The organism is Mycobacteriales bacterium (assembly GCA_035550055.1).
GTDB lineage: Bacteria > Actinomycetota > Actinomycetes > JAFAQI01 > JAFAQI01 > DASZTV01.
In genome coordinates this window covers 1-15503 of the sequence record DASZRO010000095.1, presented here as the reverse complement: position 1 = coordinate 15503, position 15503 = coordinate 1, and the positions used below count along the sequence as shown (strand labels likewise).

General features: G+C 70.5%; 15 protein-coding genes. 13 read left to right on the top strand and 2 right to left on the bottom strand.

Annotation, left to right across the window (positions count from 1 at the left end; all coding sequences use genetic code 11):
• Nucleotides 1-3 precede the first annotated feature (3 nt).
• Nucleotides 4-255, top strand: coding sequence for a glutaredoxin family protein (locus tag VG899_14015; protein HWA67472.1), 252 nt, complete (start codon nucleotides 4-6; stop codon nucleotides 253-255).
• Here the strand turns inward: VG899_14015 and VG899_14010 are convergent.
• Nucleotides 252-1445, bottom strand: coding sequence for a DUF349 domain-containing protein (locus VG899_14010; protein HWA67471.1), 1194 nt, complete (start codon nucleotides 1443-1445; stop codon nucleotides 252-254). The two genes, VG899_14015 and VG899_14010, sit on opposite strands and share 4 nt — an antisense overlap.
• A 114-nt stretch (nucleotides 1446-1559) precedes the next feature.
• On the opposite strand from VG899_14010, the gene VG899_14005 reads away from it, so the two are divergent.
• The 5 genes from VG899_14005 to hemB are packed head-to-tail and all read left to right on the top strand — an operon-like array spanning nucleotide 1560 to nucleotide 7081.
• Nucleotides 1560-2237, top strand: a complete 678-nt coding sequence (locus tag VG899_14005) for a redox-sensing transcriptional repressor Rex (protein HWA67470.1) — start codon at nucleotides 1560-1562, stop codon at nucleotides 2235-2237.
• Entirely contained in the window at nucleotides 2234-3541 is a 1308-nt protein-coding gene (locus tag VG899_14000) for a glutamyl-tRNA reductase (GenBank protein HWA67469.1), read from the top strand. The genes VG899_14005 and VG899_14000 overlap by 4 nt, the downstream gene beginning before the upstream one ends.
• On the top strand, nucleotides 3538-4479 hold the full coding sequence (hemC, locus tag VG899_13995; protein ID HWA67468.1) for a hydroxymethylbilane synthase: 942 nt from the start codon (nucleotides 3538-3540) through the stop codon (nucleotides 4477-4479). The genes VG899_14000 and hemC overlap by 4 nt, the downstream gene beginning before the upstream one ends.
• Nucleotides 4476-6071, top strand: a complete 1596-nt coding sequence (locus VG899_13990) for a uroporphyrinogen-III synthase (GenBank protein ID HWA67467.1) — start codon at nucleotides 4476-4478, stop codon at nucleotides 6069-6071. The genes hemC and VG899_13990 overlap by 4 nt, the downstream gene beginning before the upstream one ends.
• Nucleotides 6068-7081, top strand: coding sequence for a porphobilinogen synthase (gene hemB / locus VG899_13985; GenBank protein ID HWA67466.1), 1014 nt, complete (start codon nucleotides 6068-6070; stop codon nucleotides 7079-7081). Before VG899_13990 ends, hemB begins: the two co-directional genes overlap by 4 nt.
• A 22-nt stretch (nucleotides 7082-7103) precedes the next feature.
• Here hemB and VG899_13980 read toward each other — a convergent pair whose 3' ends face one another.
• A complete protein-coding gene (locus VG899_13980) occupies nucleotides 7104-8339 on the bottom strand; it encodes a serine hydrolase (protein HWA67465.1) in 1236 nt (411 codons plus the stop codon).
• Between the two features lie 49 nt (nucleotides 8340-8388).
• On the opposite strand from VG899_13980, the gene hemL reads away from it, so the two are divergent.
• From hemL to VG899_13945, 7 genes are all read left to right on the top strand, one after another.
• A complete protein-coding gene (gene hemL / locus VG899_13975; GenBank protein HWA67464.1) occupies nucleotides 8389-9684 on the top strand; it encodes a glutamate-1-semialdehyde 2,1-aminomutase in 1296 nt (431 codons plus the stop codon).
• A complete protein-coding gene (locus VG899_13970) occupies nucleotides 9681-10313 on the top strand; it encodes a histidine phosphatase family protein (protein ID HWA67463.1) in 633 nt (210 codons plus the stop codon). The genes hemL and VG899_13970 overlap by 4 nt, the downstream gene beginning before the upstream one ends.
• Before the next feature lie 57 nt (nucleotides 10314-10370).
• On the top strand, nucleotides 10371-10958 hold the full coding sequence (locus VG899_13965; protein HWA67462.1) for a TlpA disulfide reductase family protein: 588 nt from the start codon (nucleotides 10371-10373) through the stop codon (nucleotides 10956-10958).
• Nucleotides 10955-11791 (top strand): cytochrome c biogenesis CcdA family protein, encoded by an 837-nt coding sequence (locus tag VG899_13960; GenBank protein HWA67461.1) that lies wholly within the window; start codon nucleotides 10955-10957, stop codon nucleotides 11789-11791. Before VG899_13965 ends, VG899_13960 begins: the two co-directional genes overlap by 4 nt.
• Nucleotides 11791-13440 (top strand): cytochrome c biogenesis protein ResB, encoded by a 1650-nt coding sequence (locus VG899_13955; GenBank protein ID HWA67460.1) that lies wholly within the window; start codon nucleotides 11791-11793, stop codon nucleotides 13438-13440. The genes VG899_13960 and VG899_13955 overlap by 1 nt, the downstream gene beginning before the upstream one ends.
• Before the next feature lie 2 nt (nucleotides 13441-13442).
• Nucleotides 13443-14498 carry a c-type cytochrome biogenesis protein CcsB gene (ccsB, locus tag VG899_13950; GenBank protein ID HWA67459.1) on the top strand — a complete coding sequence of 352 codons (1056 nt, stop codon included), beginning with the start codon at nucleotides 13443-13445 and terminating at the stop codon, nucleotides 14496-14498.
• 130 nt (nucleotides 14499-14628) lie between these two features.
• Nucleotides 14629-15503 (top strand): DUF559 domain-containing protein (locus VG899_13945; GenBank protein ID HWA67458.1); only part of this gene is annotated, 875 nt, incomplete at its 3' end.

Here is a 15503-nt window from a genome sequence, read left to right as displayed (position 1 = left end):
GCGATGGACGGTCCCGCGACCGAGCGTGTCGTCGTCGTCGTCAATCCCGGCTGCCACCTGTGCGAGGACGCGGTCGGCGTGGTGTCGATGGTCTGTGGGGAGCTCGGAGTCGGCTGGCGCTCGGTCGAGCTGACGTCGGTCGAGGAGCCGCGGCGTACCGAATGGCGCGAGATGGTACCGGTCGTGCTCGTCGACGGTTCGGTGCACGACGTGTTCCGGGTCGACGACCGCCGGCTTCGCGAGGCGCTGACCTAGCCGGCGGACTCCGCTTGGCTCAGCCACTGCTGCTGGGTCTTGAGTGACTCCTCGGTCTCGGCAATCAGCTTGTGGTCGCCGGCGGTGCGGGCGCGCTCGAGCCGGGCCTCGAGCTTCTGCACTGACTCGCGCAACCGGATCACGAGCGGGGACTCCGTGACGGTGACCTTGCGGCCGGCGCTCGCTGCGTCGCGGATGGTGCGCTCGATGTCACCGAGCTCCCGTTCCAGCTTGTCCTTGTCCTCGCGCGGGACATGACCGATCTTCTCCCAGCGGTCGTGAATCGACTTCAGCCGCTTGCGGGCGCCTTCCGGGTCGGCTTTGGCGTCGAGCGTGCGTGCCTCGTCGATGAGCTGCCGCTTCGCGGCGAGGTTGGCGGACTGCTCCTCGTCGCGCGCGCTGAACGCCTCGGAGCGCCGGGCGAAGAACGCGTCCTGCGCGGCCTTGAAGCGGCTCCACAGCTCGTCGTCGACGCCCCGGTTGGCTCGGCCGGCCGCCTTCCAGTCGTTCATCAGGTCGCGGAACCGCTTCGCGGTCGCCGCCCACTCGCTGGAGTCGACCAGCTTCTCGGCCTCCGCCGCGATCCTGGTCTTCTTCTCCGCCACCGCCTCACGCGCCGCGTCCAGCTCGGCGAAGTGGGCGCGACGGCGGGCGTCGAAGGAACGGCGGGCGGCCGCGAACGACTCCCACAGCGCAGAGTCGGTCTTGCGATCGATGCGGATCGACTTCCACTCTTCGACGATCGCGCGGAACCGCTCCGAGCCCGCCTTCCAACTGTCGCTTTTCGCCAGCTTCTCGGCTTCGGCGACCAGCGCGCGCTTGCGCTCGACGGCGGCCTCGGCTGCTTTTGCTCGTTCGGCGGCCCGCTCGGCGAGCCGCTCGTCGGTCTTGGCCACCACTGCGTCGAGGCGGTCGGCGAGGCTGGCGAGGTCGCCGAGGGCGGCCGCGCCCTTCACCGTCGCGGCGAGCTTGGTGGCCGCCTCGCGCACCGCCGCCGGATCCGCGGACGCAGCAGCGGCGCGCCCTTCGAGCAACGCGACGTCGGCGGCGAGGTCGTTGAAGCGCTTCGTGTAGAACGCGAGGCCTTCTTCCGGGGTGCCGGCCTGCCACGAGCCGATCTGCCGCTCGCCGTCCGACGTACGGAGATAGACCGACCCGTCGGCGTCGATCCGACCCCACTCGCTGCTCATCGGACCCGATCCTAGGGAGAGCGCGGCAACCGGACTAACCGGGCACGGGCAAAGCGTCTTCACGAACGCACAACCAGTTTGTGCACGAGTTCACAATCGAAGTAGGGTCCGGCTGTGTCGGTCACTTCCCTGCCATCGCGACCTGGCCGGCGCGGCACGATCTCGGAGGCAACGGTGGCGCGCCTTCCGGTCTACCTGCGCGTGCTCACCGGCTTCGCCGAAAGCGGTGTGTCGACCGTCTCCTCCGAAACGCTGGCACAGGCAGCCGGGGTGGGCCCGGCGAAGCTGCGCAAGGATTTGTCGCACCTCGGCTCCTACGGGACCCGGGGGGTGGGCTATGACGTCGAGTTCCTCGTCTACCAGATCTCCCGGGCGCTCGGGCTGACCCAGCACTACAGCGTCGTGATCGTCGGCGTAGGGAACCTGGGCCATGCCCTCGCCGGCTACGCCGGCTTCGGCACGCGCGGATTCGGAGTGGTCGCGCTGGTCGACGCGGACCGGTCGCGGGTCGGGGAGACGATCGCGGGCATCGAGGTGCGCCACGTCGACGAGCTCGAAGCGATCGTCGCCGAGCACGAGGTGTCGATCGGCGTGATCGCCACTCCGGCCTCGGCCGCCCAGGACGTCTGCGACCGGCTGGTCGCTTGCGGCGTCACCAGCGTGCTGAACTTCGCGCCGGTCGTGCTCAACGTTCCCGAGCAGGTCGACGTCCGCAAGGTCGACCTGTCCATCGAGCTGCAGATCCTCGCCTTCCACGAGCAGCGCAAGTCGTTGGTCGAGGTTCCGTCGTGAGCCTGCTCGCGGTCGGTCTGTCTCATCGGTCCACACCGGTGGAGCTGCTGGAGCGCGTCGCGCTCGGCGCGGACCAGCTCACGAAGCTGCTCGCCGCGCTGGTCAGCGCCGACCACATCTCCGAGGCGCTGGTGCTTGCGACCTGCAACCGGCTCGAGGTCCACGCCGAGGTCGCGAAGTTCCACGGTGGGGTGAAGGAGATCGGTGAGCAGCTGTCCGCCTCGACCGGCGTGGAGCTCGACGTACTGACCGATCACCTCTACGTCCACTACGAGGACCGGGCGGTCCAGCACATCTTCGAGGTGGCGGCGGGGCTGGACTCCATGGTGGTCGGCGAACAGCAGATCCTCGGCCAGCTACGCAGCGCGCTGAACCTCGCGCGCGAGGAGTCGACAGTCGGTCGGGCCCTGGGCACCGTCGTCGACCACGCCATCCGAGTCGGCCGCCGTGCCCACCACGAGACCGGGATCGACCGCGCCGGTCGCTCGGTCGTCTCGACCGGGATCGACTACGCCGTGCAGGCCGTCGGCCCGCTGGATGGTCGCCGTGCCGCAGTCGTCGGTGCCGGCTCGATGAGCACCATCGCCGCGACGGAGCTGGCTCGGCGCGGTGTCGCGGACCTGACGGTGGTGAACCGCACCTTCGCCCGCGCCGAGCAACTCGCCGAGCAGGTCGGCGGCACCGCGGTCGAGCTCAGCGACCTCGCGGCTGTGGTCGCGGCCTGCGACGTGGTCGTCTCGTGCACCGGCGCGCTCGGTGTCGTCATCGACGCGCAGCTGCTGGCGGATCGCGGTGACCGACCGGTCTTCGTCGTCGACCTCGCGATGCCCCGCGACGTCGACCCGGCTGCACGCGACCTGCCCGGGGTGACGGTCGTCGACCTCGAGGTGCTCGGCGAAGCGCTCGAAGGCGCTCAGGTCGCACGTGAGGTCGAAGCGGTCCGGCGCATCGTCCACGAGGAGGTGGGGGGCTATCTCGCCCGGCAGCGCGCCGATCGGGTCGCTCCTACCGTGGTGGCGCTCCGGGAGCGTGCGCAGCAGGTCGTCGACAGCGAGATGGGTCGGCTGCTCGGGCGGCTGCCGGACGCCGACGAGCGCACGGTGCGTGAGCTGCGCCAGACCGTCGAACGGGTGGTCGACAAGCTGCTGCACGCACCGACCGTCCGGGTGAAGGAGCTTGCCGAGGAGCCCGGCGGCGACAGCTACGCCGAAGTGCTTCGCGAGCTGTTCGCGCTCGACCCGTCCGCGACGGAGGCCGTGGCTCGGGCCGCCGTCGTCGTCGAAGCCGACGAGGCGGTCACGTGACGGCCACCACGACCGGCACGCTGCGGCTCGGCACCCGTCGCTCGGCGCTCGCGCTCGCCCAGTCGGGGCTTGTCGCACAGTCGCTGCGCGATGCGGGCCACCAGGTCGAGCTGGTCGAGCTGAGTACGACCGGCGACCGCTCGGGGGCGCCCGTCGCCGATCTCGGCACCGGGGTCTGGGTCAACGAGCTGCGCCGGGCGCTGGTTGCCGGCGAGGTGGACCTGGCCGTGCACTCGCTGAAAGACCTGCCGACGTACCCGGCGGATGACGTGGTCCTCGCCGCGGTGCCGCGACGCGGCGACCCGCGGGACGCGCTCGTCGCGCGGGACGGCCTGACACTCGGCGAGCTGCCGGCCGGCTCGAGAGTCGGGACCGGCGCGCCACGGCGCACCGCGCAGCTGCGCGCGCTCGGCTACGGCCTTTCGGTGGTGCCGATCCGCGGCAACGTCGACACCCGGGTGGCCAAGGTCGCCTCCGGGGAGCTCGACGCCGTGGTCGTCGCCGCCGCCGGCCTCGATCGGCTCGGTCGGCGCGAGGAGGCCACCGAGGTCGTCGATCCGGGCCAGCTGCTGCCGGCTCCCGGTCAGGGGGCCCTCGCGGTCGAGTGCCGTGCGGAGGATGACGAGCTCACGAGGCAGCTGCGTTCTGCCCTCGACGACGCAACCAGCCGTGCGGCGGTCACTGCCGAGCGCACGCTGCTCGCCCGGCTCGAAGCCGGTTGCTCGGCGCCGGTGGGGGCACTTGCCGACGTAGCGGTCGGCGACGAAGGAGAAGAGGAGATCTACCTGCGAGCTGTCGTTGCTGACACGAACGGCACTCGCACCATCCGGTTGTCCATCACCGGCGAGCTCGGTCAACCCGAGGACGTCGGAAATCGCCTGGCGGCGGCCCTGCTCGATGCAGGTGCTGCCGATCTGATCGGGGAGTCCAGAAAGTGACCACACGTAGTACATCCACCCGCACCCGGACCAAGACCGGCGCGGTCGTCTTCATCGGAGCCGGGCCCGGTGATCCCGGGCTGCTGACGCTGCGGGCGGCCGACGTGCTCGGTGCGGTCGACGCGGTCGCGGTCCACGAGTCGATTCGCGACGCCGTGCTGCCGCACTGCCGGGCGGACGTCGAGATCCTCGACGTCTCGGGGCTGGACAGCGCGGGCGCCGGCAAAGCTCTGGCGGCGGCGGCGAAGGCCGGCAAGGACGTGGCGCGGGTGTTCGCCGGCGACCCCACGGTGCTTTGTCATTTCGCCGAGGAGGCCGACGCCGTCGTCAAGGCGAAGGTCGCCTTCGAGCTCGTGCCGGGAGTCAGCTCGGCGTTCGCCGTGCCGGCGTACGCCGGGGTGCCGGTGTCGGACGCCAAGCATCGGTCGGTGCACGTGATCGACGTCTCGGAGCATGCGGAGGAGCCGGACTGGGCCGCGTGCACCGACGCCGGCCAGACCCTGGTGCTGCTCAACTGCGCTCACAGCCTCGGCAAGGTCGCGGCAGCACTCGTCGAGCACGGGCTGCGCGGCGACACCCCGGTGGCGGTCACCGCCGCAGGCACGACCACCTCCCAGCAGACCGTCGTGTCGACGCTCGACACCGTCGAGCGCGACAGCGCGGTCCTCGACGGCATGAGCACGGCGGTCGTGGGCGAGGTCGTGCGACTGCGCGAGAAGCTGTCGTGGTTCGAGAGCAAGCCGCTGTTCGGTTGGAAGGTGCTCGTCCCGCGGACGAAGGACCAGGCCGGACCGATGTCGCAGCGCCTGGTGTCCTACGGCGCGGTTCCGGTCGAGGTGCCGACGATCGCCGTCGAGCCGCCGCGTACGCCGCAGGCCGTCGACCGCGCGATCCGCGGTCTCGTGCAGGGCCGGTACGCGTGGGTGGCGCTGACGTCGGTCAATGCGGTGAAGGCGATCCGCGAGAAGATCGAGGAGCTCGGCCTCGACGCGCGGGCACTGGCGGGCGTGAAGGTGGCGTGCGTGGGCGAGCAGACCGCCGCGGCCGTCGTGGCCTGGGGGATCCGGCCCGACCTGGTGCCGTCAGGGGAGCAGTCGAGTGAAGGCCTGCTCGCCGACTGGCCGGAGTTCGACCCGACCTATGACGCGCTCGAGCGGGTGCTGCTGCCGCGCGCCGACATCGCGACCGAGACGCTGGCCGCCGGGCTGCTCGAGCGCGGTTGGCAGATCGACGACGTCACCGCCTACCGGACGGTGCGCGCAGCGCCCCCGCCGGCGGAGACCCGCGAGGCGATCAAGGCGGGCGGGTTCGACGCGGTCGTCTTCACGTCGTCGTCGACGGTGCGGAACCTGGTCGGCATTGCCGGCAAGCCGCACACCTCGAGCATCATCGCGGTCATCGGGCCGCAGACCGCCAAGGCGGCCGCCGAGCTCGGCCTGCGGGTCGACGTGACGGCGTCCTCGCCCTCGGCGACGGTGCTCGCCGACGCCCTCGCGGCGTTCGGGCGGGAGCGTCGTGAAGCGGGTGAGGTCTACCCGCCGGGCAAGGCAAACAAGGCGAAGATCGTCGCGAGGAACAAGCGAGCGCGATGACCGATCACGGTGCGGCGTTTCCGGCGTCGCGGCCTCGCCGGCTGCGGCGTACCGCGGCACTGCGCCGCCTCGTCGCATCGGTGGAGGTGACGGCGTCGGACCTGGTGCTGCCGCTGTTCGTCAAGGAAGGCATCGCCGAACCGGTCGCCATCCCCTCGATGCCCGGGGTCTTCCAGCACACCCGTGACTCGTTGCGGAAGGCGGTGGTCGAGGCGGCGGCGGCGGGCGTCGGCGGCGTCATCCTGTTCGGCGTCCCGGCGGTCAAGGACGCCCGCGGCAGCTCCGCCGACGACCCGAACGGGATCGTGCAGCTGGCGCTGCGCGACGTCGCCTCGGAGGTCGGCGACTCGCTCGTGGTGATGGCTGATCTGTGTCTGGACGAGTACACCGACCACGGGCACTGCGGACTGCTCACCGACGGTGGCGACGTCGACAACGACGCCACACTCGAGCGCTACGCGGCCATCGCGTTGGCGCAGGCTGCGGCCGGCGTACAGGTCGTCGGGCCGAGCGGGATGATGGACGGCCAGGTCGCAGCGATCCGAGCTGCCCTCGATGGCGCCGGGTATTCCGACGTGGCGATCATGGCCTACTCCGCGAAGTACGCCTCCGCCTTCTACGGGCCGTTCCGTGACGCCGCGGAGTGCGCCCCACAGTTCGGTGACCGGTCCTCCTACCAGCAGGACCCGGCCAGGTCGGCGCGCGAGGCGGTCGCGGAGGCGAGGCTCGACGTCGCCGAGGGTGCCGACCTCGTGATGGTGAAGCCGGCCGTCGGCTACCTGGACGTGGTGCGGGCGCTCGCCGGCGCGGTGGACGTGCCGGTCGCGGCGTACAACGTGTCGGGGGAGTACGCGATGGTCGAGGCGGCAGCTGCCAACGGGTGGCTGGACCGCGAGCGCGCGATCGGGGAGATGGTGACCTCGATCAAGCGCGCCGGCGCCGGCATCGTGCTGACCTACTGGGCGACGGAGCTCGCGGCGCGAGCGAACGGCACATGGGTATCGCCATAGCAGTACGCATGTGCCTTGCGCTCTAGTCGATGAGTGCCTGGTAGACGAGCTGACGCAGCTGGCTGCGGATCGGGTAGGTGCTCGACGGCATCAGCTGCGTCATGAACACGACCGCGAGATCCTCCGCCGGGTCGACCCAGAACGCGGTGCTGGCCATGCCGCCCCAGTAGTACTCGCCGGCGCTGCACATCACCTTGTGCGCGACCGGGTCCTCGGTGACCGCGAAGCCGAGGCCGAAGCCGACGCCGTCGTAGCGGGTCTCGGCGAACAGCGGCCGGCCGAACGTCTCGAGATCCGCGCCGCCGGGCAGGTGGTTCTTGCTCATGAACCGGATGGTGCGCGGCGAGAGGATGCGCGCCCCGTCGAGCGTGCCCTGGTTCAGCAGCATCTGCGCGAAGCGGGTGTAGTCGCGGCTGGTCGAGACCAGTCCGCCGCCGCCGGACAGCCACGAGGGCGCCTTCATGAAAGCGTTGCCGAACACGTCGAAGCGCACCTTCTCCGGCGACCCGGGGGTCACCGCGTAGAGCGCGCACAGCCGGTCGAGATCGGCCGCCGGCGGGTAGAAGCCGGTGTCGACCATGTCCAGCGGTCCGAAGATGCGTTCGGCAAAGAAGGCGTCGAGGGTCTGGCCCGACCAGCACTCGACGAGCCGGCCGAGTACGTCGGTCGCCATTGAGTACAGCCACTCGCTGCCCGGGTTGAACGCCAGCGGGAGCGCCGCCACCGCCGCCGCCACGCCGGCGAGGTCGAGTCCTTTCGGCACGCCGAACTCGAAGCCGGCGTTGCGGTAGATCTCGTCGGTGACGTGGACCCGGTGGAAGCCGTAGGTCAGGCCCGCCGTGTGGGTGAGGATGTGCCAGACCCGCACCGGCTCGGTGGCCGGCACCAGCACGGGCTTCGCGGCCGACCCCTGGACGTACACCTGCGGTTCGGCGAACTCGGGGATCCAGTTGCTGATCGGGTCCGTCAGCTCGAAGGCGCCCTCCTCGTAGAGCATCATCGCCGCGACCGACGTGATCGGCTTCGACATCGAGTAGATCCGCCAGATGGTTTCGGTCTCCACCGCTCGGCCGGCCTCGATGTCGGCTTGCCCGTACGACGACAGGTGGGCGATCTCGCCCCGGCGGCTGACCGTGAGCTGCCACCCCGGCAGCCGCCCGTCGTCGACGTACCTCGCGAAGTGGCGGTCGATGCGCGCCAGCCGGTCCGCGTCGATGCCCACCTGTGCCGGGTCCGTCGTCACCCCGAAATCAGCCATGCCAGCAGCGTCCCACGGCTGCCCGAGTCGCGCCTGCGAGGATGGGTGCATGCCCACCGATGCCTCTGCGGCGCTGTTCGCGCGCGCCCAGCAGGTGACGCCGGGAGGGGTGAACTCACCGGTTCGCGCGTTCGGCGCGGTCGGGGGGGCGCCGCGGTTCATGGTCCGCGGCCGCGGGCCGTACCTGTACGACGCGGACGGCAACGAATACGTGGACCTCGTCTGCTCCTGGGGACCGATGATCCTCGGCCATGCGCATCCGGCCGTCGTCGAGGCGGTCGCCCGGGCCGCATCGTCGGGGCTGTCCTTCGGCGCGCCGACTCCGGGCGAGGTCGAGCTGGCTGAGCTGATCTGCGAGCGGGTGGCGCCCGTCGAGCGAGTACGGCTGGTGAGCTCGGGGACCGAGGCGACGATGACCGCCGTACGGCTGGCCCGCGGGGTCACCGGCCGGGCGAAGGTGGTGAAGTTCGCGGGTTGCTACCACGGCCACGTCGACGCGTTGCTCGCCAGCGCCGGCAGCGGGGTGTTGACCTTCGGCTTGCCTGACACGCCCGGAGTGACGGGCGCCAGCGCCGCAGACACGATCGTTCTTCCGTACAACGACGTGACGGCAGCGACCGCGGCCTTCGACGGGTTCGGCGCCGACATCGCGTGCGTGATCGTCGAAGCCGCCGCGGCGAACATGGGCGTCGTCGCTCCGCGGGCGGGATTCAACGCCCTGCTGCGCGAGCTGACCGCCACCCACGGCGCGTTGCTGATCCTCGACGAGGTGCTCACCGGCTTCCGCGTCGGGCCGGCGGGATGGTGGGGGCTCGAAGGTGTCAGCCCTGACCTGTTCACCTTCGGCAAGGTGATGAGCGGCGGGCTGCCCGCGGCGGCGTTCGGCGGCCAAGCGGAGGTGATGTCGGCGCTTGCCCCGGCCGGGCCGGTCTACCAGGCGGGGACCCTGTCGGGGAACCCGGCCGCCGTCGCGGCGGGGCTCGCCCAGCTGTCGAACTGCACCCCCGAGGTCTATGCGACGGTGGACGCGGCCTCGCAGCGGCTGTCGGCGGCGGTGTCGGCGGCGTTGACCGAGGGCGGTGTGGCCCATCGGGTGAACAGTGCGGGCAACCTGTTCTCCGTGTTCTTCACCGACACGGAGGTGATCGACTTCGCGACCGCGAGTACGACGTCGACGCGGCGTTACGCGGCGTTCTTCCACGCCATGCTCGACCGCGGCGTCTACCTGCCGCCGTCGGCGTACGAGGCGTGGTTCCTCAGCGCCGCGCACGACGACGCCGCGCTCGACCGGGTCATCGACGCGCTGCCCGCCGCGGCCGCTGCCGCGGCGGAGGTCGCGCAGTGACGCAGACGATCGTCCACCTGCTGCGCCACGGAGAGGTCTACAACCCGACCGGTGTGCTCTACGGCCGGCTGCCCGGCTTCGTGCTCTCCGAGGCAGGGGAGCGGATGGCGCTGCAGGCCCGCGACGCGCTCGCGAGCCACGACGTGACCGTCGTACGGTCCTCGCCGCTGGAGCGTGCCGTCCAGACCGCGGCGCCCACCGCGGAGCTGTTCGGGATCACGCCGACGACCGACGAGCGGCTGATCGAAAGCGAGAACTTCTTCGAGGGCAAGACGTTCGGCGTCGGGGATGGGTCGCTGCGCCGGCCGGCGGTGTGGCGGCATCTGTGGAACCCGTTCCGGCCGTCGTGGGGCGAGCCCTACCTCGCCGTGGCCAAGCGGGTGGCGGCGGCGGTGGCCGACGCGCGTGAGGCGGCCGAGGGGCACGAGGCGGTGCTGGTCAGCCACCAGCTGCCGATCGAGGTCACCCGTCGCTACCTGACCGGCGAGACGCTGTGGCACCGGCCGGACCGCAGGCGGTGCGCGCTCGCGTCGCTCACCTCGATCGTGTACGACGGGGACCGGATCGCCCGGGTGGACTACTCAGAACCCGCCGGCGACACCGGCCGCAAGCGGGTAGGCGGCGCGTAGCGCGCATGTGCCATCCGCCCGAAGGGTTCTCAGGTGGGAGGGCGACAATGGTGGGCCATGGTTTTTCGTCTTCCCCGGGTTCTCCTTGCCGGCCTCACCGCGCTCGCGGTCGCCGGGTGTGCCGGGGGCAGCAGCGTCAGCCAGGGTGACGTCGACGGCTCGCTCGGGATCCAGGGCGGCAGCGGCAACATCACCGTCCTGGCCGGTCATCACTACCAGGTAGGAGACGTCAGCGGTACGACGTTGACCGGTACTCACTTCGACCTGACCAGCGACCGCGGCAAGGTGGTCGTCGTGAACTTCTGGGGCAGCTGGTGTGTGCCCTGCCACGAAGAAGAGCAGGGCTTCGCGCAGCTCGCCAAGGACGACGCGGCAAAAGGAGTCGCCTTCCTCGGCATCGACGAGCGCGAGACCTCGCCCGCCGCCGGGCAGAGCTTCGAGCGGCAGTACCACGTGACCTACCCCAGCATCTACGACGCCAACGAGAGCCTCGCGCTGCAGTTCCCGCACGCCATCCCCGCGTCGACCCCGACGACGATCGTGGTCGCCCCGAACGGCGACATCCTCGCCAAGGTCACCGGCGGGATCGAGTACACCGCGCTGCGCACCCTCGTCCAGGACGCTCTCGACGGGAAGCTCGCGTGATCGTCCTGGCAAGCGCGAGCAGCGCGTTCGAGCACGCCGCCTCGGGGAGCCTGGTGCTCGCGATCCCGGTGGCGTTCCTCGCCGGTCTGGTGTCGTTCCTGTCCCCGTGCGTGCTGCCGCTCGTTCCGGCGTACCTGTCGTACGTGACCGGGCTGTCAGCCGCCGACCTCGCCGCGAGCACCCAGCGGCTCTCCGACGGCCCGGGTGCCACGGTCGCGGTCGAGGCACGGCCGCGCACCCCCGGCAGCCGCCGCGGCCGGGTGCTCGTCGGCTCGCTGCTGTTCGTCGCCGGGTTCTCCTCGGTCTTCGTGCTGTTCGGCGCGTTCTTCGGCGCCGCCGGCGCCCACCTCGACCAGCACGCGACGCTGGTGGACCGGATCGCCGGCGCCGTCGCGGTCGTCATGGGACTCGCCTTCATGGGGCTCATGCCAGGCTTCCAGCGCGAGTGGCGCTTCCATCGGCTGCCGATGCTCGGCATCGCCGGCGCGCCGCTGCTCGGGCTGGCGTTCGGGGTCGGCTGGACGCCGTGCACCGGGCCCACGCTCGGTGTCGTGCTGAGCCTCGCCGGCGATCCCAACACCGCGACGGCGGGGCGGGGGGCGCTGCTCACCGCGGTCTACTGCGCTGGGCTCGGCCTGCCGTTCGTCGTGGCCGGGCTCGCATTCCGCAAGGCGCTCGGCGCTTTCGCGGTCGTGAAACGTCACTACGCCGTCGTCGTACGCGGCGGCGGCCTGCTGCTCGTCGCGGTCGGCGTACTGCTGCTCACCGGCGAGTGGACCACGCTGTCGAACCACGTCCGTGACTGGTTCCCGAGCTACACGGCTCCGGTCTGATGTCGACGACGACCGAGCCGACCGAGGCCACCAACGAGGAGCTGACACCGCTCTCGACCGCTCCCGCGCCCGTGCCCGACGCGCGGCCCGGCGGCCTTTTCGCGACCGGCCGCCGGCTGTGGCGCCAGCTGACCAGCATGCGTACGGCGCTGCTGCTGCTCACCTTGCTCGCGCTCGCCGCGATCCCGGGAACCTTCATCCCGCAGACCGGGCTCGACCCGGTCAAGGTCGACAACTTCATCGCGAACCATCCCCACCTCGGGCCGCTGATGAAGCACCTGTCACTGTTCAACGTCTTCGGCGCGCCGTGGTTCGCCGCGATCTATCTGCTGCTGTTCGTCTCGCTGATCGGCTGCCTGGTTCCCCGGATCCGGCTGCACGCCGCGGCGTTGCGCCGACGCGCTCCCGACGCGCCACGTCACCTGATGCGGCTGCCGGCCTCGACGAAGTGGACGACCGAGTCCTCGCCCGACCAGGTGGCCGCCGACGCCCATCGGGTCCTGCGACGGTCGCGCTGGCGGGTCGACCGTCGCGAGGAGGCCGACGGGGTCGTCACGGTTGCAGCCGAGAAGGGCTACTTGCGCGAGACCGGCAACCTCGTGTTCCACGTGTCGCTCGTCGTACTGCTCGTCGGCATTGCGGCGACCGGCCTCTACGGCTTCAAGGGCACCGTGCTCGTGACCGACGGCGGCAGCTTCGCCAACGCGCGCGAGTTCTACGACGTGTTCGAGCCCTCGCGGCTGTTCACCGACTCCCAGCTCGCGCCGTTCTCGTTCTCCCTCGACAAGTTCACCGCCGCCTACCAGTCCAACGGTGAGCCGACCGCGTTCAACGCGCACATCACGTACAAGAGCTCGCCCACCGCGGTGGCGAAGCCCTACGACATCGAGGTCAACCACCCGCTCGACGTCGACGGCGCGAAGGTATTCCTCGTCGGACACGGGTACTCGTTGAAGATCAGCGTGACCAACTCCGCCGGTGAGACGGTCTACTCCGGGGACACGCCCTTCCTGCCCGACGACTCCGAGTTCACCTCGCACGGCGTCGTGAAGATCCCGGATCTCGGCGGGGGGCAGCAGCTCGGGCTGACCGGGTTCTTCTACCCGACCCAGGGCTACGCGGCCAACGGTGCCGTCACCTCTGTGTACCCGGGACTGGAACGTCCGGTGCTCTCGCTCGCCGCGTGGTCGGGCAACCTCGGCATGAACTCCGGCGTACCGCAGTCGGTGTACTCCCTCAACGTCGCGTCGCTGAAGAACATCGGCGTCACGCAGCTGTCGCCGGGCAAGAGCTGGCACCTCAAAGACGGCGCGACGGTGACCTTCCACGGGGTCGACCAGTGGGCGACGTTCCAGGTCGCGCACGAGCCGGGCAAGCGCACGCTGTTGGCCGGCGCGATCCTCGTGATCGCCGGGCTGCTCGCCTCGCTGCGGGTACGCCGGCGCCGGTTCTGGCTACGGGCGATCCCGGCGGCGAGTGACGATCCCGACGGGCGTACGGTTGTGATGGCGGCCGGGCTCGCCCGCAGTGACGTCGACGGATTCAACGGCGAGCTCGAAGATCTGGTCGGTCGGATCGCTGGCGAACCACCGGGGGCTGCGTCGACTGACACCGGGTCGACCGACGTAGAGCCGACCGAGAAGGACTAGGGATGCAGCCGAACCTCCACCTCGCACACATCTCCGATGTGCTGCTGACGTGGGCGGTCTTCGCGTACGCATTCGCCATGTTCGGCTACGCCGCGGAGTTCGCCGCGGGCCGTCGAGCCGAGGCGCGTGGTGGAGGTACGGCGGCCGTCGAGCAAGGTCGACGCCGGGTGGAGCTCGTCGGTCGTGGCGCGGTCCTGCTCACCGTCGCGGGCTGGGGCTTTCACCTGTCGTCGGTCATCACTCGCGGCGCCGCCGTACATCGGGTGCCGTGGGGGAACATGTACGAGTTCTCGTGCATGGTCACCCTCGTCGCGGTGACGATCTACCTGTTCCTGCTGGCGCAGCCGAAGCTGCGTGGCGGGTTCGGCCGGACCCGTCGTACCACGGAGTCGGTGCGCTGTCTCGGCGCGTTCCTGATGGCCCCCGTGGTGCTCTATCTCGGGCTCGCCGGGACCGTTCTGTATGCCGCTCCGGGTCCGCTGGTGCCGGCGCTGAACTCGTACTGGATCAAGATCCACGTCGTCGCGGCGATCACCGCCACCGGCGCGTTCATGGTCTCCGGCGTGGTGACGATCCTCTACCTGCTCAAGGAGCGCTACGAGCGGGGCAAGCCGCCGCTGCACGTGTCGGCGCTGGCGCGGCTGCGCTCGCCGATGCACCCGGAGCAGGTCAGCCTCGGCCCGGGCACCGCCGCAGCGGTCGAGATGACCTCGGCGCGAGGCGGGCTGATGCGTGCATTGCCGTCCGCCGCGTCGCTCGACCGGCTGGCCTACCGGGTCATCACGTTCGCTTTCCCGGTCTGGACGTTCGCGATCATCGCCGGTGCGATCTGGGCCGAGCAGGCGTGGAGCCGGTACTGGGGCTGGGATCCGAAGGAGACCTGGTCGTTCATCACCTGGCTCGGCTATGCGGCGTACCTGCATGCGCGGGCGACCGCCGGCTGGCGAGGCCGTCGTGCCGCGACGCTGTCATTGATCGCCTTCGGCTGCCTGATGGTCGACTACTACGTGGTCAACACCGTCATCACCGGTCTGCACAGCTACGCCGGCATCTCCTAACGCCGAGCCCAACGTTTTTGGTCTTTCAACCCCCCTCGAAAGACCAAAAGCGTTGGGCTCGACGTGGTCAGGCGTGAGGCTGTGGATGGGTGCTCACGTGGATCGCCTCGAGTGATGCAGGCTGCGGCGCGTGCCGGTGACCCCGAATGTTCCCGTTGGCCTGACCCACTGCCCGTTCACGACCGCGGAGGCGCGGGCGGCCGGGGTGACTACGACCGCGCTGGCGGGCGACGAATGGCGCCACGTCTTTCGCGAGGTCTGGGTACACAAGTCGGTCCCTGACAATCTGACGACGCGAATCGAAGCGGCGAAGCTGGTCCTCGGTCAGGACGGGTTTCTCTGCGGTCTGACCGCGGCGTGGATATACGGCGTCGAGGTGCAGGACCGTCGCGGACTGCAGGTGTGGATGGGCAGGCCCACGGGCGACTGGCGGCGGGTGCGGCCGGGATGCATCGTTCGCGAGATCACCGTCGAGGCTTCGGACCTGCACGTGATCGACGAAGCGGCGATCACGACTCCGGTGCGGACCGCCTTCGACTGCGCTCGTTGGCTCTCGCTGACCGAGGCTGTCGTCGTCGTCGATGCGCTCTGCCACGCCGGCCTGATGGGCCCGGACGACTTCTCGGCGTACGTCAGGTCGCATCGAAGGCTTCGCGGCGTTCGCCAGGCCGACTGGGTCGCCCAGCTCGTCGAGCCGCTCACCGAGTCGCCCATGGAGTCGCGTCTTCGGGTGTTGCTCATCAGCGCCGGCTTCGACCGCCCGGTCGCGCAATACGTCGTCACCGACCAGACCGGCCGCTTCATCGGGCGGGCAGACTTCGCCTATCCGGAACGGCGCCTCATCATCGAGTACGACGGCGCGCATCACTGGGAGCAGCGTCGAGCCGATGACCGGCGACGGGAACAGATGCGTGCCTCGGGCTGGACTGTCCTGGTCGCCAGCCGTGAGGACTACTACGAGCGCCCGCAGGAGTTCCTCGGACGGGTCCGCCGCGCGTTCGACGC